Genomic DNA, 16,744 nt, shown 5'->3' with positions numbered 1-16,744 from the left:
CGCTACCCGTGTTCTGCCAGGTGCCGACCTTGGTCGGCACGCACGGTCAGGCGTACGCGTCCAACAACCCGCGCTGGCGGATCAGCTGCGACGCCGACACCGTGGTGTCGCCCAGTGACGGTTCTCCGTCACCACCACGACCGCCGCCGCCCGCCGGGCTGCCCGGAGTGCCGTCGCCACTGTGCTGCTGGCCGACATCGGCATGGGCCAGCTGGAAGCCCTGCTCGCCGAGCAGTTCACGCAGGCGCGGCAGGCTGCTTTCCAGCGCCTGGCGTACATCCACATGCGGGCTGCTGAAGCTGGCATGGACCCTGTCACCGTTCATCTGCAGGCGCACGTCCACCGGCCCCAGGTCTTCCGGGTTGAGGCGGATGTGGGCATGGCCGATCTTCTGGTCGGCCAGCCAGCCGATGCGCGCGCCGATGGCCTGGTCGAAACCATCATCGCCCAGCACCGGCTTCGGAGTCGGTTCGCCATTGAAGACGGCATTGCTGGCCAGTGCGGCCTTCAGGTCCTGCAGGGCGGCGGGCAGGGGGGGCTGCAGCGGCGCCGGCGGTGCGCGGTCTCCGATCTGCAGGCTGTCACCGTCGTCGGCACGATCCAATGCCTTGCCACCCATCACCAGCTCCGGCAACGGCAGGCCACTGGCTTCATCATCGCCGGCAGCGGATGCCGGAGCGCTGGCGGCCGGCGCTGCCGCGCCCTGCGCGGCATTGGTGGCCACTGCGGCGGCCGCAGGTACCAGTGCAGCGGAGGGCAGCGCGCCGCCTTCGGCATCGCTGGCCGCTGGCGGCGGCAGCACAGGCGCCGGATCGACGCCGGTGGGCACGGCCAGCATCAGGCCGGCCAATCCGAGTGGCGGCCAGGGCGCGTCGTCCGCGTTGGCCGGGGTGTCCTTGTCATCGCTGGCTGCCGACGTCGCCGGTACAGCAGGTGTCGATGTGCTGGCCTCCGTGGCGGCTGCTTCGCCGTCGGTCGGCCGCGGCGTCGCCTTGCCCGGGTTGCCGTCGGGTGGTGTTGCAGCGTTGGCCGGTGTTGCCGGATTGCTGGCGTTTGTGGCGGTACCGGGAGTGCCGGTCGACGCGCCGCCGCCCTGCAGCATCTGGCCGAAATCCTTGCCGGAATCGCTACGCGAGGCGCGTGCGCTGCCGGCATTGCCACTGCCGCCGGGCGTCGGTGCGCTGGCGTTGCTGCTCAACGGGGAGGGCATCACGACCGGCCTCCCTGCTCGCCATCGTCCTGGTCTTCGGTCTGTGCCAGGCGCGCGCGGCGTGCGCCGATGTCATCCATCTCGCGCTGGTCGCGGCGGTCGGTCACCACTTTTTCCTGCGCGCGGTAGCTGGCGGCCAGCTGCTCCAGCACGGCCTTGTCACGGCTGGCCAGGATCAGGCGCGCGCGTTCGGCCTCCACTTTTTCGAGGTTGCCGTTGACGGTCTGCTGCTGCTGCTCCACCGCGCTGTCCAGCCGGTCCAGGAATGCGCGCCGGTTCAACAGCTGCGCCGGGCTGGTCGCGGCCATCTGCGCGTTGGCGTACTCCTCGGCGTAGCGCCGCAGTTCGTCCAGGCGCGACAGATGGGTGTCGAGCACGTTCTGGCGTTCGGCCAGGTCGCGGGCGACCGCGTCCTCGTGTTCCTGGGCCCGCTTCAGCAGGGGGTCGATGCGCTTGGACTGGATCATGTCAGCCTCTCGTTCTCTTGTTCCACCAGGCGCTGCAACGCCGCCTGGCTGTGCGGTAGATCTGCGGCCTTGGCCACATCCTGGCCGAGGAATTCCATGATTTCCGGCCAGCGCTCAAGGGCTTCATCGGTGGCCGCGTCGTTGCCGCGCTGATAGGCGCCGATGGCGATCAGGTCGCGGTTGGCCGAGTAGGCCGAGACCAGCCGTTTCAACTTGCGGATACGCAGGCGCCACGCTTCGTCGGCGATTTCCGTGACCACGCGGCTGACCGACGATTCCACGTCGATGGCCGGGTACAGGCCGCTGTCGGCCACGCGGCGCGAGAGCAGGATGTGGCCGTCAAGAATCGCGCGCGCGGCATCGGCGATCGGATCCTGCGGATCGTCGCCTTCGGTCAGCACGGTGTAGAAGGCGGTGATCGAACCGCGCCCCTTGGCGCCGTTGCCTGCACGTTCCACCAGTGCCGGCAGCTTGGCGAACACCGATGGCGGATAGCCGCGCGTGGTGGGCGGCTCGCCCACCGACAGGCCGATCTCGCGCTGCGCCTGCGCGAAGCGGGTCAGCGAATCCATCAGCAGCAGGACGTTCAGGCCCTGGTCGCGGAACCACTCGGCGATGGCCGTGGCGCGGTAGGCGCCATGCAGGCGGGCCAGCGGCGGCCGGTCGGCCGGGCTGGCCACCACCACCGCGCGGCGCAGGCCTTCCTCACCCAGCGTGCTTTCAACGAAATCGCGCACTTCGCGGCCACGCTCACCGATCAGGCCAACCACGATCACGTCGGCGGCGGTGTAGCGGGTCATCATGCCCAGCAGCGTCGATTTGCCAACGCCGGAGCCGGCGAACAGGCCCACACGCTGGCCGCGGCCGATCGGCAGCAGCGCGTTGATCGCGCGCACGCCCACGTCCAGCGGCTGGGTGATCGGTTCGCGCGCCAGCGGATTGATCGAAACGCCGGCCATGCCGACGTGGCCTTCAGCGCGGATCGGGCCCTTGCCATCCAGCGGTACGCCATCACTGTCGATGACACGGCCGAGCAGGCCTTCGCCCACTTCCACGCCGCCACGACGGGCCGAGGGCACCACTCGCGCATTCGGCAGCAGCCCGTGCAGTTCGGCGCTGGGCATCAGGTAGGTGCGTTCGCCGGCGAAGCCGACCACTTCGGCATCGACCCAGCCGCCGTCAACCACTTCCACCTTGCAGCTGGCGCCGAGCGGCGCTTCGCAGCCGACCGCTTCCAGGGTCAGGCCGACCGCCCGCCGCAGCACGCCTTCGCGGATCAGCCCGCGACCGTGCGCGGTGTCGACCTTCAGGCCGTCGAGGCGGTTGGCCAGGCGCAGGTTGCGGGCAACGGCCCAGTCGGCCGGCGGCGACGGCTGGGAAGCGGTATTGGTATTCATGCGATGGCTCCGGTCTGGCGGATCACGGCGTCCAGCGCGCCGCGCAGGCGGGCTTCCAGGGTGCCGTCGATGCGTACCGCTTCGGCATGCACGCGCAGGTCGCCACGGCTCAGGCTGGTATCAGGCACCAGGCGCTGCTGCGGCGACAGGGTCAGCAACGGGGCGAGGGCGTTGATGTCATCGGGGTGCAGGCGTACTTCCACCTCGCGGTTGCTGCCGCCGACGGCGTCAATCGCCTCGCCGACCAGTTGTCCCAACAGCGCCGGATCGGCCTCGTAGGCACGGCCTACCAGCGCACCGGCAATGCGTACCGCCAGTTCGCCGAGGGCGCCGACCACTTCATTTTCCAGGCGTGCCAGCGGCCGGCCGAAGTTGTCGAGGATGCCCTCGATCTGCGCGACCAAGCGGCGCACTTCGGCCTGGCCCTGGCTGAAGCCATCGGCATGGCCCTGGTCGAAGCCTTCCTTCTCGGCGCTGTCCTGGATCGCCTGGATTTCCTCCAGGGTCGGCAGCTGCAGCGGCGGCTCCGGCTCATGCTCCGGGTCCGGCTCGGTGAGTTCGAAGGCCTCGTCCTGGTCCAGCACCGGTTCGGGCTGGGCCAGCAGGTCCGGGGCGAGCCAGCGCACGACGTTGCTCACAGCATCGCCTCCGCGCTGCCGCCGATGGTGACAGTGCCCTCATCGGCCATGCGCTTGACGATGGCCAGGATCTCGCGCTGCGCCACTTCCACGTCGGACAGGCGTACCGGGCCGCGCGCTTCCATGTCTTCCAGCAGGATCTCGGCTGCACGCTGGGACATGTTGCGGGTGATCTTGTCGCGCACCTTGATGTCTGCACCACGCAGGGCCAGGCCCAGTCGCTCGCCGCTGACTTCGCGCAGCACCAGCTGCATCTCCCGGTCGTCCAGGTCCACCAGATCGTCGAACACGAACATCAGGTCCTGGATGCGGCCACTCAGCGGTGCGTCGATGCGCGCGATCTCGCCGAGGATCGCCTGGTCCTGGCCGCTGTCCATGAAGTTGAGGATGTTGGCCGCGCACTGCACGCCGCCGATGTTGGACGACTTCAGGTTCTGGTTGCCGGCGAACTGGCGTTCCATGATCTCGTTGAGTTCGTTCAGCGCATTGGGCGGAATGCCGTCGAGGGTGGCGATGCGCAGCAGTACGTCCACGCGGGTGCGCTCGGGCAGCAGCTTCAGCGCGTCGGCAGCCTGGTCGGTTTCCAGGTGCGCCATCACGATGGCGATGATCTGCGGATGCTCGTTGCGCACCAGGTCGGCCACCGCACGCGGGTCCATCCACTTCAGTGCGTCCAGGCCGGTGGTGTTGCGGCCCAGCAGGATGCGGTCGATCAGGTTGCCGGCCTTCTCGCTGCCCAGCGCCTGCACCAGCATGTTGCGGATGTAGTCGTCCGAGCCCACGCCCAGCGAGGTCTTCGAGCCCAGTTCCTGGCTGAACTGGTCCATCACCCGTTCCACCTGTTCGCGGGTGATGTCGGACATGGTGGCCATGGCGATGCCGATCTTCTGCACCTCCTTCGGCTCCATGTGGCGCAGCACTTCGGCCGCGTCCAGTTCACCCAGCGACAGCAGCAGGACGGCGGCGCGCTGCACGCCGGTCAGGGGCGCGACCTCAGTCATTGGCCACCCAGCCCTTGACCACCTGGGCCACGCGCTTGGAGTCGGTCTTCACGGCTTCACGGGCCATCCGCAATCGTTCCTCATAAGAATCCACCGGCAGGGCCAGTGCTTCCGGCCCGCCCAGGCTGACCCGGTCGGCGCCCAGCGCCGGCAGCGGGGTGCCATCGTCATCGACCAGCTGCACGTCCGCGGTGTGCGGTTCCAGCGCCAGTTCTTCGTTCGTGCGGTTCTGCCCGGTGATGCCGCGCAGTGCCGGGCGCAGCACGCCGAACAGCAACGCCATCACCACCAGCGCACCCAGCAGCATGCGGCCGGCATCGTGCACCCACGGCAGTTCCCACCAGTTCGGGCCCTCCACCGGCGTGGTGTCACGCACGAACGGGGCATTCATCACCGACACGGTGTCGCCACGCTCGGCACTGAAACCGACGGCCTGCTTGACCAGTGCCTCGACCCGGGTCAGTTCGGCCGCCGACAGCGGCTGCGGTGCAACCTTGCCGTTGGCGCCGGCGCGCGGCACGTTGTCCACCAGCACCGCCACCGACACGCGCTTGATGCGGCCGGCCGGCTGGCGGGTGTGCTGCAGGGTACGGTCCAGCTCGTAGTTGCGGGTCGCGTTCTTGCTGCTTTCGGTCGGTGCCTGCGCGGTGGCCGGTGCGGTGGCCTGGCCTGGCGGGCTGTTGCTGGTGGCACCCGGTACGCCCTGCGGGCCCGGCGTGCTGCTGGTGTTCTCGCTCATCTGCTCGCTGCGCAGCTTCTGCGGCTCGCCGTTGTACAGCTCGCGCGCTTCCTCGGTCACCGAGAAGTCCATGTCGACACTGACTTCGGGGTTGACCCGGCCGGGGCCGGTCATCGGTTCCAGCAGCTCGCGGATGCGCTGGTTGAACGAGGTTTCCTGGCGGCGCACCTGTTCGAACTGGGCAGCGTTGACGGCCGCTTCGCTGTTGGGGTCGCTGACGCTGAGCATGCGACCGCTCTGGTCGACCACGGTCACCCGTTCCGGCGCCAGATCGGGAATGGCTGCAGCGACCATGTGCACGATCGCATCAACCTGGCTGCGTTCCAGCTGCTGGCCGCCACGCAGTTCAAGGGTGACCGAGGCACTGGCCACGTCACGCTGGCGGGTGAACGCACTGGGCTTGGGAATGGCCAGGTGCACGCGCGAATCGCGCACCGGGCGCAGCGTGTTGATGGTGCGCGACAGCTCGGTTTCCAGCGCATGCTGGTAGCGCGCGCTTTCCACGAACTGGCTGACACCAAAACCGGGGTCGCGCTCCATCAGCTCGAAGCCGAGCTTGCCGCTGTCGGTCAGGCCCGAGCCCGCCAGTTTCAGGCGGGCATCATGCAGGTTCTTCTCCGGCACGGTGATGCCGCCGGTGGCCGGGTCCAGCTGGAACGGAATCTGTGCGGCACGCAGCAGATCGGTCGCTTCAGCGGTGGCCTTCTGGTCCAGGCCGGTGTACAGCGGCACCATGCCCGGCTTCTGCGACCAGAAGAACACGAACAGCCCGGCCGCGACGGCCACGGCGATCATCGCCATCAGTCCGAGCCGACGGGTGATCTGCAGGCTTTGCAGCCGATCGAACCACTGGCCCGCCTTTTCGGCGTTCAGGGATTCCTTGGAGAGCGACAGGGCCATGCGGTTCTATCCTTACAGCGGCATGTTCATCACGTCCTGGTAGGCCTGGACGAGACGGTTACGGACTTCCACGGTGGCGCGGAAGGCGATCTGGGACTGCTGCGAGGCGACCATCACCTTGGCCAGGTCGGCACCGGGTTCACCCAGTTCGAAGGCCTTGGCCAGCGCGCCGGATTTCTGTTGCGCATCGTTGACGCCGGCTATGGCGCCGCGCAGGGTTTCAGTGAAGCTGGCAGGCTGGACCTGCGGCGCATCCAGCACCGTGCCCGGCAGGGCATTGCTACGCGGCGCTTCGGCCAGCGGGTTGAGCGCGGGCTGTCCCACCTGGGTCTGGTAGGAGCGGATCTGGGAAAGGATCGAAGTGACGGAGTGGGACATCTGCAACGGTTCCAGAAACAGGGATGGGGGTGTCTGCTGGAGCTAGTGCAAGTGCCGTGCCGAAATGGCTGATCGGTTCAGTGAAGTGAGGGGGGTATTGCTTTGCGGGGTTGCACCCCGCGCCCCGCGGTAGTGCCGACCGCTGGCCGGCAACCTCAACAGCAACAGCCGAAGCAAAAGCGGGGTTCCTGTGGGATGGCGGGGTGGGTCCGGTGGCGGGGGACGCCGTAAACCCGTCCATGGGGGCTTGGCCGCGGCATCCGTGCCGCGGACACCCCCGCAACCGGACCCACCCCGCCTTCGACAATTTTCCGCTGCTGTTGGTGGGTGCTGACCGTTGGTTGGCACGCTGCTCTTGGTAGGTGTCGACCTTGGTCGACACGCTGCGCTTGGTGGGTGCTGACCGTTGGTCGGCACGCTGCTGTTGGTGGGTGTCGACCTTGGTCGACACGCTTGATCCGCGGCATGGGTGGATGGCGCTTGGGATGCGTGACGCGTCATTTCACCGGCGTCGGTTTTTTGGCCTATGGCTGCAGGGTCCAGCGGCCGGAATTCTGACGCTGGCGTGGGGCGATGGGGCCGTCGTGCTGGGTGTAGATGAAGCGGCCCTGGTGGTTTGTCAGGCAGGTCAGCAGCAGGGTGTAGCGGGCAGCGCCGTCGGGATGGGTTTCGGCCATGTGGATCTCCGCAAGGTGCGGAGCCAGTTGCTGGTAACGGTAGCTGCCGCCGATGCGGAGGTCGGTGCCGAGGATGTGCAGCACGTACTGATTGCTGCCGAAGCTGACCTGCACCATGCGTCCGGCATTCGGATTATCTGGCTGGTACAGCGGATCGCTGAGGTTGGTGAACTGGCGCTGGTCGAGGGTGATGGGCAGTGTGCAGTTGGAAGCTGCGGCCAAGGCCGGGCAGAGCAGGGCGGCAAGCAGAGTCAGGCGGTGCATGGCGGAACCTCGTTGGGATGTCCTTGCCATGCTCCGCGGTGCGGTTGCGTTGTCTGTAGGAATACGTGCAAATGCAGCGAACTATTCTCGGTACCGTCGCCCGTCATCCACGCATGGCGTGGATCTACTGACGCCATACAGCAGCTCAATAAACACCAACGCCCGGGCAAGCCCAGGCGTTCGTGCCCCCTTCATGCTGGCAACGCGAGTCAGCTGGCCAGTTCGGCCGCTTCGCGCTCGATGCCGTACTTGCGCAGCTTTTCCACCAGGGTGGTGCGGCGCAGGCCGAGCAGCTGGGCGGCGTGGGCGACCACGCCCTGGGTGCGTTCCAGTGCTTCGTTGATCAGGCCCAGTTCGATGTTGGCCATGTGGTTGCGCAGGTCCAGGCCGTCGTCCGGCAACGCGGCCGGCGCTGCGGCGCGGTTGACGGCGATGCCATGCTCGAGCGACGGCTGGTTGCCGCTGCCCGGGGTGTGGAACGAGAAGCTGCGCAGGTCCAGGCGTTCTTCGCTGGCGACCACCGGAGCGGCCGCGACCACAGCGGGCACGGCCAGCGCGGCGTCGCCGCGGTAGCGTGCCGGCAGGTCCTGCACGCGTACCGAGCCACCCGGGTGCAGCACGGCCAGGCGCTCGACCAGGTTGGTCAGTTCGCGCACGTTGCCTGGCCACTCGTAGCCGGCCAGCGCCTGTAGCGCTTCCGGGGTGAAGCGCACTTCGCCGCGGCCGGTGCGCGCCAGCTGGGTGGCGATGGTTTCCACCAGCGCCGGCAGGTCTTCGCGACGTTCGCGCAGGGCCGGCACATCGATCGGGAACACGTTGAGGCGATAGAACAGGTCCTCGCGGAACTTGCCATCGGCAATGCGGCTTTCCAGGTCGCGATGGGTCGCGGCGATCACCCGTACGTTGCAGCGGATGGTCTGGTTGCCGCCGACGCGCTCGAAGCTGCGTTCCTGCAGCACGCGCAGCAGCTTGACCTGCATCGGCAGGCTCATGTCGCCGATCTCATCGAGCAGCAGGGTGCCGCCCTCGGCCATTTCAAAACGGCCCTTGCGTGCGGTCAGCGCGCCGGTGAAGGCGCCCTTTTCGTGGCCGAACAGCTCGCTTTCCAGCAGTTCGGCCGGAATCGCGCCGCAGTTGATCGCCACGAACGGGCCATCGCGGCGCGGCGAGCGCTGGTGGATGCTGCGCGAGACCACTTCCTTGCCGGTGCCCGATTCGCCCAGCACCAGCACGGTGGTGTCGAACGCGGCGACCTGCTCGATCATCGTGCGCAGTGCACTGACCGCCGGACCGTTGCCGGTCGGGCCCTGGTCCTGCACGGCACCGGCCTGGTGTTCGGCATCCAGGCGCTTGAGGCTGGCGCGGCGCAGCAGGGCTTCCATCTGTGCATGGCGCAGCGGCGCTTCCAGCGGCCAGATGTTGGCTTCGTGCAGGCCATGCCGCTGCGCGAACGCAGTCGCGTCACCGTCGGCCAGCAGCACCGGCGGCGGCAGACTGCTGCCCCCCAGCCAGGCGTACAGGGCGGTGCTGGCGGCACTGTCGTCCAGGCTGCCGACGATCACCGCCATCCAGTCGTTCTGGCGCTGGCGCGTCAGGTCGAAATCGGCCGCGTCGGAAACCCAGCGCGGGTTGAAGTCCATGAATTCCAGCAGGGCGACGGTGCGCTCCGCACGCACCGCGTCGTTGTCCAGTACCAGGATGCGCGATTCGCTCACGACCGTTCCTCCCTCAGGCCTTCCAGGATCGGCATGACTTCCTGGATGTAGGACAGCTTGCTGACGAAGTTGTCGGCGCCGGCGCGCAGCGCGTGCTCGCGATGCTCGACGTCATCGAAGTGGCTGGCGATCACGATGTACGGTGCATCATCCTGCGACTTGATCAGGCGGGTGGCCTGCAGGCCGCCCATTTCCGGCATCGCCAGATCCATCAGCACCACCTGCGGGCGCAGGCTTTCCGAGCGTTCGATCGCTTCCAGGCCGTTGCCGGCGCTGCCGACGATCTGCAGCCAGTCGATCTTGCGGAAGTGGCGCATGGCCGCGTTGATGAATCCCTCGTGGTCATCGACCAGCAGAACTGTGAGCTTGTTCATGTCCAACATCCTTTTCAGCCCACCCGGGCCAGCTGCGGTTGCCTGGCGTTGACCCGGCGCCGTTCGCGGGCCGGGGCGATATCCAGTTGTTCGCGGTATTTTGCGACGGTTCGACGGGCAATGTTCACCCCTTGGCGGGACAGCAGGCCAGCGATGGCCTCGTCCGCCAGCGGGCGCCCGGCCGGCTCGGCGTCGATCAGGCGGCGGACCATGGCCTTGACCGCCTGGCCGGACACGCTGGCCCCTTCCAGGCGCACGGCGAAGAAGTGCTTGAGTTCGAAAGTGCCGCGCGGGGTCTGCAGGAACTTGCCGGTGGTGATGCGCGAAACGGTGGATTCGTGCATGCCGATTTCTTCGGCTACTTCCTTCAGGGTCAGCGGTGCCATGGCTTCCTCGCCACGCACCAGGAAGGCTGCCTGGCGCTCGACGATCACCCGCGCGGTGCGCAGCAGGGTGTCGTAACGCATCGACAGGCCGCGGCTGAACCAGCGTGCCTCCTGCAGCATCTCGCGCAGGGCTGGGGCTGCCTCGCCGCTGTCGGCCAGGGCCTGCTCGTACTGGCTGTTGATCGACACCCGGCGGCTGGTGGCCGGGTTCAGCGCCACCTTCCATTGTTCGTCGGCGTGCCAGGCGACCACGTCCGGCACCACCACTGCATTGCGCTCGGGCAGCAGGCTGTCGCCCGGGCGCGGCTGCAGCGACAGGATCAGGCGGACGGCTTCGCGCACGTCCTCGATCTCGGCATCGTGCTGGCGGGCGAGGGCGGGGTAGTCGTGCGCGGCCAAGGCATCGAGCGCGCCCTGCAGGATGCGCGCGGCCAGATGCCGGGCCGGCACCACGCCGTGCAGGCTGCACAGCTGGGCCAGCAGCGATTCGCGCAGGTCCTGCGCGGCCATGCCGGCCGGCTCGCCCTGCAGCAGGTGCTGGCGGACAGCTTCAACGCCGTCGGCATCGATGTCGAACTGCGCACTGGCCAGCAGCTGCAGCTGCGCCAGCGGTGCCTGCAGGTAGCCGGCATCGTCGCAGTGTTCCAGCCAGAAGGCGGCCACGGCCAGTTCGTGCTCGTCCAGGTCCAGCGCCAGACGCTGCAGCACGCGCAGATGCGGGTCGCTCGACTCGCCCGCGGCGATGCGCGCCATGCGGTCGTCGTCGCCGTCCTGCCAGTTGGCGCCAGACACCTCCCACATCGAGGATTCGGGCAGTTCGTCGAACGCGGCCGTATCCAGCGTGGTGGTGGCCGGATCGGTGGCTTCGGCGGCGGGCGCTTCGGCGTCTTCGATTTCCAGCAGCGGATTGGAGTCCAGCAGGCGCTGGATTTCCTGTTCCAGGTGCAGGCCGTCGAGCTGCAGCAGCCGGATCGACTGCAGCAACTGCGGGGTGAGGTGAAGTTGTTGGCCCAGCTGGGTCGAGAGTGCAGCCTTCATCGTGGTTCCCCGGCGCCGCTCCCCGACGCCTTGTGGAACACATCTTGCTTTTGATCCGGCAAGGGCGGAATCGGGGGGTTCCTGAGGGTGTTGGTGGCGTTCCCGACACCTTGTAGGGAAAACCCCTACACAAGCGCGGGATTTTGACGATCATGCGCGCCAAGTCATTGATTCGTGGTCAGTGGCCATGGCGGCAGGTCGTGCGTGCTGTACGGAATCCCGTCGGGACGCGTGTGGGTGACGGTATTTCGGCGCCGGCCCAGCCACTGGCGCTGCGGTACTACCGCCGGCGCGGGGACGTCATTCCAGTTCGTGCTGGTGGCGCGCTGCTAGCAACAGCAGATCATTGGCGCGACGGCAACCCAGCGATTCCATCATGCGTGCGCGATGGGTCTCCACCGTCTTGACGCTGATGCCAAGATCGGCGGCGATTTCCTTGTTGCTCTCGCCCTTGCCGATGCGGCGAAGGATCTCGCGCTGGCGCGGCGACAGTGCGGCAATGCCGGTCGGCTTTTCGCGACCGAGCATCGGCGCCAGCATCTTGGCCGAGATCTGCGGGCTCAGGAACACCTGGCCGGCATGCGCGGCACGCAGCGCCAGTTCCAGCTCCTGCGGTGCGGCGTCCTTGACCACGAAGCCGACGGCACCCCGATCCAGGGCATCGCGCACGTGGGCGGCGTCGTCGTGCATGGTCATCATCACGATGCGCGTACCGGGTGCGCGCAGGCGGATGTCGCTCAGTGCTTCCAGGCCGGTGCGGCCGGGCAGCGACAGGTCCATCAACACCACGTCCGGTGCGTGCTGCAGGGCCATCTGCAGTGCCTGTTCGGCATTGCTGGCCTCGGCGACGAGCTGCACGTCGGCAAACCCCTGCAGCAGCCGCGCCAGGCCGGCGCGAACCAGGGTGTGATCGTCGACGATGAGAACTCGCACAGGCACGCTGGAGGTTGGGGAGGGGGGTCCACCTTAACTTAGCTGAACGGGCACGCCAAGGGCTGTCCGTCCACCTGCATGGTGGCAGATTTCAGCGTGCGCGGCGGGCCTCGGCCACCTGCCGGCGGTGCAGCCGGAACAGATGCCGTTCCATCGCCATTTCCAGGCCATCGCCGAGGCGATGGAAGCGCAGCCACAGATAGTGACCACCGCCGCCATCGGCCGCTTCGGCGATCACTTCCACCGGCAGGTCGATATGGTCGGGCAGCCAGTCGCTGGGTTGCAGGCGGACAACGCCGGCCTGGCCGGGCGTGCTGCCGCTGCGTGGGCCCAGCTGCAGGCGGATGCCACGACGCGACCAGCGCACCGGACGCAGCGTTGGTTCCTGGCCCTGCTGGCGGATCAGGCGGCCGAGCAGGACCATGGTCAGGTCCACCTTGGCTTCCAGGCGCTGCAGCTGCAGGCTGGCTTCGCTGCGTTCTTCGTGTTCGTCGACGCGGCTGTCTTCGACCAGCGCCAAACTGCGCAGCAGGCCTTCGGCACTGCTGGTCCGGCCCACTGCACTGCCGGCCTGGAACTCCGCGGGCAGGGCCAGTTCACAGCTGAGCGTTTCGTCGAACAGCTCGCTTTCAGCCGGGTGGTGCAGCGACGTGGTCGGCAGGGTGGTCATGCCAGCGATTCTGCCTGCAGGTAGGCATGCGCGGCGCGAAGGGAGCGGCGGCCGTCCTGCATCTGCACGGAGACCGCGTCGCGACGTTGGCGCAGCAGGCCGAGCAGGCTCTGCTGGCGCTCCAGCAGGGCCGACAGCGGCGCGTGGTCGGCGCTGCCCAGCGGCTGGCTCAGCAGTGCGTGCAGGGTGCTGTCATGGCCATCGAGCAGGCTGTCGGCCTGATCGAAGGCCTCTTCCTGAAGGGCCTTCTCGAAGGCATCCAGCTGCGCGTTGAGTTCGAGCAGGCTCACGGCGACACCGCCGCAGGACGGCGCTGCTCGTGCGGAATGGCATTCCAGGCGCCGTCGATCTCGCCCAGCAGCTGCAGCGATTCGTCCAGTGCAGCGCGGTCATTGTGCAGGTTGGCTTCGGTCAGGCGCTGCAGCAGGTAGTCGTACAGCGCCGACAGGTTGCCGGCGATTTCGCCGCCGGCTTCATGGTCCAGCGAGCCGTTGAGGTGGGCGACGATCGCGCATGCTTCGCCGATCGCCTTGCCCTTGCCGGCCTGGTCGCCCTGGTCGAGGGTGGCCTGTGCACGGCGCACGCGCTCCAGTGCGCCGGACAGCAGCAGCGCCACCAGTTTGTGCGGATCGGCATCGGCGACCGCACTGGTCACCCCCACCTGGCGGTATTGCTCGGCGTACTGACGGCTGGAACCGTACATTCGTGATTCTCCCTTGCGCGGGGTGCCGGGGTGCGGTCGAAGGGACCGTTGACGCCGGCACTGCGATGATTGCTGTTGCGTCCGTTATCGGTGCATGCGGCGCCAAACTTGAGCGCCGTGCGTGTTTCCTCAGCGGTTCAACTGGGCCAGCTGCTGCTGCAGTGCGGTGTTGCTCTGCTGCAGCTTGCCCATCAGGCTGTCCAATGCCACGAACTGCTTCTTGTAACGGGCCTCGACACCGACCATGCGCGCGTCCAGGTCCTTGCGGCGCTTGTCGATGTTGTCCAGCGTGGTGTTCAGCCCCTTGGTGCGGGCGACGAAGGCGCCTTCCTTGCCCACCGTGGTGCTGACGTAGCCGTCCACCAGTGAATACAGCCGGCCGGCACCGCCGGTATCGCCGGTGACCGCCTGGCGGATCTTCTCCGGCTGCGCGGCGAGGGCTGCGGCGAACTTGGTGCTGTCCAGCACCAGGGTGCCGTCGGCATTGGGGTAGCCGCGGGTCTGCAGGCCCAGTGCCTTGGCATCCAGCTGGTCGCCTGCCAGGTCCTTGAGCACGCCGGACATCGTCGAGCGCAGCTGCGCGATCGCACCGCGCATCTGCGCATCGCCGGTCAGTGCGGCGGCTTCCTTGGTCTTCGCGTCGTACTTGGTTTCGGTGTTGATCGCCGCGATGGCCGCGTTGTAGGCGGTGACGAACTCCTGCATCACCTTGGTTGCGGCGGTGGTGTCGGTGCTGATGGTGACGGTGCTCAGGCCCGGCACTTTCAGGTTCAGGGTCAGGCCTGGCACCGCGTCGGTCACGGTGTTGCTGGCACTCACCACTTCCACGCCGTCGATGGTCAGCACCGCATCCTTGGCGGGGCTGTTTTCCTTCAGGCTGCCGACCAGTGCGCCCAGCTTCGGATCGCTGCCGGCGTATTCCAGCTTGATCGCGCTGGCCGCGCCGGTCTTTTCCTGGGCGATGGACAGGTACTGGTTGTCGCCGGAGCTGATCAGCGTGGCCTGCACGCCTTCCTTGCGGCCGGCGGCGTCGATCTTGTTGCGGACGGTGGTAAGCGTGTCGCCTTCCTCCACCTGCACGTTCATCGTCTTGGCCTTGTCGCCCACGCCAACGGTCAGCGTCAAGGTTCCGGCACCGAAGGTATCGGTCTTGGGCACCGACGTGTCGGCGATCAGCTTGTGCGCCGACGCCAGGTTCTTCACCTCGACCTTGTGGGTACCGTTGGCTGCGGCCGCCTTGCTGGTACCGAGGTCGTACAGCGCCACCGATGCCGTCAGCACATCCTCGGTATTGCCTGGCTGTGCTTTGCCGGAGGCGGTTACCGTGCGGGTGTCGAAGGCGGTGGTGGCCTTCAATGCGGTCAGGGCGGTCTTCAGCTTGTCGAAGGCCGAGGTGACCGTGCCGAGCGACGACAGCTGCATCTTGGTCTTGGACTGCTGCAGGTTCAGCGCATTGTCGGCCGGCTTGCGGTCCGCTGCGACCAGCTGGTTGACGATGCTGGAGATGTCCAGCCCCGAGCCAATGCCACCGTATCCAAAGTCTGCCACGTCGTTTCTCCTGGTATACGGGCCTGGCCGTCGTACAGCGGCCCGTCGTCAACGAAAATAGCGGCCTGTGCCGCTGGGTCTTGAGGACTTCGTTGATGCATGCGCCGTGCCACTGGCCGGTGGGGCGGTTCTGGCACGCCGGTTGCAAGAGGTCTGGGGCAGGGTGCGGGTGGGTTCACCGCGGGCTGCCGGGGGTCTGTAAAAAACCCTCCCCCAATGCAGGGGAGGGATCAGGCTACTGACAATCGGGGGGAGACGAAGCCGCCCGGTACGTACAGTCAACATGCACAACGCTGAAAGAGAGGTCCGCAGGGGCGGGCGATGCCAAGCCGGTTCGGGAAGCTTCCCGGGCCGGGCATGGCCGGCACCTGAGTACGCCGTGGCTGTCGGGTTGCCGCTACCGTCGGTTCAACCCGACGGTAGCGGCGCCTTCTTGCCGTGGATCAGCGCAGCAGGCTGAGCACGCCCTGCGGCACCTGGTTGGCCTGGGCCAGCATGGCCGTACCGGCCTGCTGCAGGATCTGGGTACGGGTCAGCTCAGCGGTTTCCTTGGCGAAGTCGGTGTCCTTGATGCGGCTGCGCGATGCCGACAGGTTTTCCGACGAGGTCTGCAGGTTGGCCACCACCGAGGTGAAGCGGTTCTGGATCGCACCGAGGTCGGCACGGGTGCTGTTGATCGCACCCAGGGCCTTGTCGACCACTTCCAGCGACTGCTGGGCGCCGAGCACGGTGCTCACGTCCAGCTTCTGCACGTTGGCCGAGGTATCGGTACCGGCGGTGTAGGCGCCAGCGGCAGCCGCGGTGCCCCAGGTCTTGCCGGTGGCATCGTAGTCGCTGCGCATCAGGGCGATATCGGCAGCGGCAACGGCCTTGCCTTCCTTCACCGAGCTCAGCTTCAGCGTGCCGTCGGCATTGGCTTCGGCGTAGATGCCGGCTTCGCCGAGCTTGGCGTTGATGGCGGTCGCCACGGCCTTGGATGCGTCGGCCGTGGTGGCACCGGCCTTGACTTCAACCGTGCCGATGTCCACGCCCATCACCGTGCCGGAGAAGCGTGCACCGTCGGTGCTGGCGGCCAGGGCAGCGGTCGCGCCGGTGGCGAAGGTCGAGGTGCCCAGCGAGCCAGCCTTGGCGTCGATGGTCTTGTCGATGGCGATGGCCTGGCCGGCGTTGGCGCCGACCTGGAACAGCTGGCTGGAGAACGAACCGTCCAGCAGCTTGGTGCCGTTGAAGTCCGACTGCTTGGCGACGCGGTCGATTTCCGAAACCAGCTGGGTCACTTCGGCCTGCAGTGCCTTGCGGTCGCTGGCCGAGTTGGTGGCATTGGAGGCCTGCACCGACAGCTCGCGGACGCGCTGCAGGTTGTTGCCGATTTCGGTCAGCGAACCTTCCGCGACCTGGGCCAGCGAGATGCCGTCGTTGGCATTGCGGATGGCCACGTCGGTGCCGCGGATCTGGGTGCCGAAGCGCTCGGAGATCGCCAGGCCGGCCGCATCGTCCTTGGCACTGTTGATGCGCGAACCGGAGGACAGGCGCTGGATGGTGGTAGCGAGCGAGCTGCCGCTGGTGCTCAGGTTGCGCTGAGCATTCAGGGACATGGTGTTGGTGTTGATGACTTGTGCCATGGTGCTTTTCCTTTGGCGAAGGTGGAACGTATTTCAGGAACCGGGCGGCAGCTCAGCCGCCGCCCGGTGGTCGATCAAGGAGCG

At 67.5% G+C, this 16,744-nt stretch carries 17 protein-coding genes; all 17 read right to left on the bottom strand.

Annotated elements, in window-relative coordinates; all coding sequences use genetic code 11:
- Positions 1-46: 46 nt before the first annotated feature.
- Positions 47-1,210 carry a flagellar hook-length control protein FliK gene (locus K5K93_RS02860; RefSeq protein ID WP_222389702.1) on the bottom strand — a complete coding sequence of 388 codons (1,164 nt, stop codon included), beginning with the start codon at positions 1,208-1,210 and terminating at the stop codon, positions 47-49.
- On the bottom strand, positions 1,210-1,677 hold the full coding sequence (fliJ, locus tag K5K93_RS02855; RefSeq protein ID WP_025878992.1) for a flagellar export protein FliJ: 468 nt from the start codon (positions 1,675-1,677) through the stop codon (positions 1,210-1,212). Before fliJ ends, K5K93_RS02860 begins: the two co-directional genes overlap by 1 nt.
- Positions 1,674-3,074: a flagellar protein export ATPase FliI gene (gene fliI, locus K5K93_RS02850; RefSeq protein WP_080148829.1), complete on the bottom strand. Its 1,401-nt coding sequence runs from the start codon at positions 3,072-3,074 to the stop codon at positions 1,674-1,676. Before fliI ends, fliJ begins: the two co-directional genes overlap by 4 nt.
- Complete coding sequence (locus K5K93_RS02845; RefSeq protein ID WP_140227014.1) at positions 3,071-3,712, bottom strand: FliH/SctL family protein; 642 nt, start codon at positions 3,710-3,712, stop codon at positions 3,071-3,073. The genes fliI and K5K93_RS02845 overlap by 4 nt, the downstream gene beginning before the upstream one ends.
- On the bottom strand, positions 3,709-4,695 hold the full coding sequence (gene fliG / locus K5K93_RS02840) for a flagellar motor switch protein FliG (protein ID WP_025878995.1): 987 nt from the start codon (positions 4,693-4,695) through the stop codon (positions 3,709-3,711). Before fliG ends, K5K93_RS02845 begins: the two co-directional genes overlap by 4 nt.
- Positions 4,696-4,705: 10 nt before the next feature.
- Positions 4,706-6,352 carry a flagellar basal-body MS-ring/collar protein FliF gene (gene fliF / locus K5K93_RS02835; RefSeq protein ID WP_222389700.1) on the bottom strand — a complete coding sequence of 549 codons (1,647 nt, stop codon included), beginning with the start codon at positions 6,350-6,352 and terminating at the stop codon, positions 4,706-4,708.
- A gap of 12 nt (positions 6,353-6,364) precedes the next feature.
- Positions 6,365-6,730 (bottom strand): flagellar hook-basal body complex protein FliE, encoded by a 366-nt coding sequence (gene fliE / locus K5K93_RS02830; protein ID WP_025878997.1) that lies wholly within the window; start codon positions 6,728-6,730, stop codon positions 6,365-6,367.
- A 524-nt stretch (positions 6,731-7,254) separates the two neighbouring features.
- Positions 7,255-7,671, bottom strand: coding sequence for a hypothetical protein (locus K5K93_RS02825; protein WP_222389698.1), 417 nt, complete (start codon positions 7,669-7,671; stop codon positions 7,255-7,257).
- Between the two features lie 209 nt (positions 7,672-7,880).
- Positions 7,881-9,386, bottom strand: coding sequence for a sigma-54 dependent transcriptional regulator (locus K5K93_RS02820; protein WP_025878999.1), 1,506 nt, complete (start codon positions 9,384-9,386; stop codon positions 7,881-7,883).
- Positions 9,383-9,760 carry a response regulator transcription factor gene (locus K5K93_RS02815; protein ID WP_025879000.1) on the bottom strand — a complete coding sequence of 126 codons (378 nt, stop codon included), beginning with the start codon at positions 9,758-9,760 and terminating at the stop codon, positions 9,383-9,385. Before K5K93_RS02815 ends, K5K93_RS02820 begins: the two co-directional genes overlap by 4 nt.
- A 14-nt stretch (positions 9,761-9,774) precedes the next feature.
- Positions 9,775-11,184 carry an RNA polymerase factor sigma-54 gene (gene rpoN / locus K5K93_RS02810; RefSeq protein ID WP_093818255.1) on the bottom strand — a complete coding sequence of 470 codons (1,410 nt, stop codon included), beginning with the start codon at positions 11,182-11,184 and terminating at the stop codon, positions 9,775-9,777.
- Positions 11,185-11,484: 300 nt separating this feature from the next.
- On the bottom strand, positions 11,485-12,117 hold the full coding sequence (locus K5K93_RS02805) for a response regulator transcription factor (protein ID WP_025879002.1): 633 nt from the start codon (positions 12,115-12,117) through the stop codon (positions 11,485-11,487).
- A gap of 91 nt (positions 12,118-12,208) precedes the next feature.
- Entirely contained in the window at positions 12,209-12,787 is a 579-nt protein-coding gene (locus K5K93_RS02800) for a PilZ domain-containing protein (RefSeq protein WP_093818256.1), read from the bottom strand.
- Positions 12,784-13,077 carry a hypothetical protein gene (locus tag K5K93_RS02795; protein ID WP_093818257.1) on the bottom strand — a complete coding sequence of 98 codons (294 nt, stop codon included), beginning with the start codon at positions 13,075-13,077 and terminating at the stop codon, positions 12,784-12,786. The genes K5K93_RS02800 and K5K93_RS02795 overlap by 4 nt, the downstream gene beginning before the upstream one ends.
- Positions 13,074-13,490, bottom strand: coding sequence for a flagellar export chaperone FliS (gene fliS, locus K5K93_RS02790; RefSeq protein WP_093818258.1), 417 nt, complete (start codon positions 13,488-13,490; stop codon positions 13,074-13,076). The genes K5K93_RS02795 and fliS overlap by 4 nt, the downstream gene beginning before the upstream one ends.
- Before the next feature lie 129 nt (positions 13,491-13,619).
- Entirely contained in the window at positions 13,620-15,038 is a 1,419-nt protein-coding gene (fliD, locus tag K5K93_RS02785; protein WP_222389696.1) for a flagellar filament capping protein FliD, read from the bottom strand.
- A gap of 443 nt (positions 15,039-15,481) precedes the next feature.
- Positions 15,482-16,660 (bottom strand): flagellin, encoded by a 1,179-nt coding sequence (locus tag K5K93_RS02780; RefSeq protein WP_032974833.1) that lies wholly within the window; start codon positions 16,658-16,660, stop codon positions 15,482-15,484.
- Between the last annotated feature and the right edge of the window lie 84 nt (positions 16,661-16,744).

The organism is Stenotrophomonas sp. DR822, assembly GCF_019793815.1.
GTDB classification, from domain to species: Bacteria; Pseudomonadota; Gammaproteobacteria; order Xanthomonadales; family Xanthomonadaceae; genus Stenotrophomonas; species Stenotrophomonas indicatrix.
The sequence above is the reverse complement of the archived record's forward strand: the minus strand, read 5'-3'. Positions and strand labels throughout refer to the sequence as shown.

What these genes read in the sequence shown, in the direction of transcription:
- K5K93_RS02860 (WP_222389702.1), bottom strand. Translation starts at nt 1,210, where the DNA reads ATGCCCTCCCCGTTGAGCAGCAACGCCAGCGCACCGACGCCCGGCGGC.
- fliJ (WP_025878992.1), bottom strand. Translation starts at nt 1,677, where the DNA reads ATGATCCAGTCCAAGCGCATCGACCCCCTGCTGAAGCGGGCCCAGGAA.
- fliI (WP_080148829.1), bottom strand. Translation starts at nt 3,074, where the DNA reads ATGAATACCAATACCGCTTCCCAGCCGTCGCCGCCGGCCGACTGGGCC.
- fliF (WP_222389700.1), bottom strand. Translation starts at nt 6,352, where the DNA reads ATGGCCCTGTCGCTCTCCAAGGAATCCCTGAACGCCGAAAAGGCGGGC.
- fliE (WP_025878997.1), bottom strand. Translation starts at nt 6,730, where the DNA reads ATGTCCCACTCCGTCACTTCGATCCTTTCCCAGATCCGCTCCTACCAG.
- K5K93_RS02825 (WP_222389698.1), bottom strand. Translation starts at nt 7,671, where the DNA reads ATGCACCGCCTGACTCTGCTTGCCGCCCTGCTCTGCCCGGCCTTGGCC.
- K5K93_RS02815 (WP_025879000.1), bottom strand. Translation starts at nt 9,760, where the DNA reads ATGAACAAGCTCACAGTTCTGCTGGTCGATGACCACGAGGGATTCATC.
- rpoN (WP_093818255.1), bottom strand. Translation starts at nt 11,184, where the DNA reads ATGAAGGCTGCACTCTCGACCCAGCTGGGCCAACAACTTCACCTCACC.
- K5K93_RS02800 (WP_093818256.1), bottom strand. Translation starts at nt 12,787, where the DNA reads ATGACCACCCTGCCGACCACGTCGCTGCACCACCCGGCTGAAAGCGAG.
- fliS (WP_093818258.1), bottom strand. Translation starts at nt 13,490, where the DNA reads ATGTACGGTTCCAGCCGTCAGTACGCCGAGCAATACCGCCAGGTGGGG.
- K5K93_RS02780 (WP_032974833.1), bottom strand. Translation starts at nt 16,660, where the DNA reads ATGGCACAAGTCATCAACACCAACACCATGTCCCTGAATGCTCAGCGC.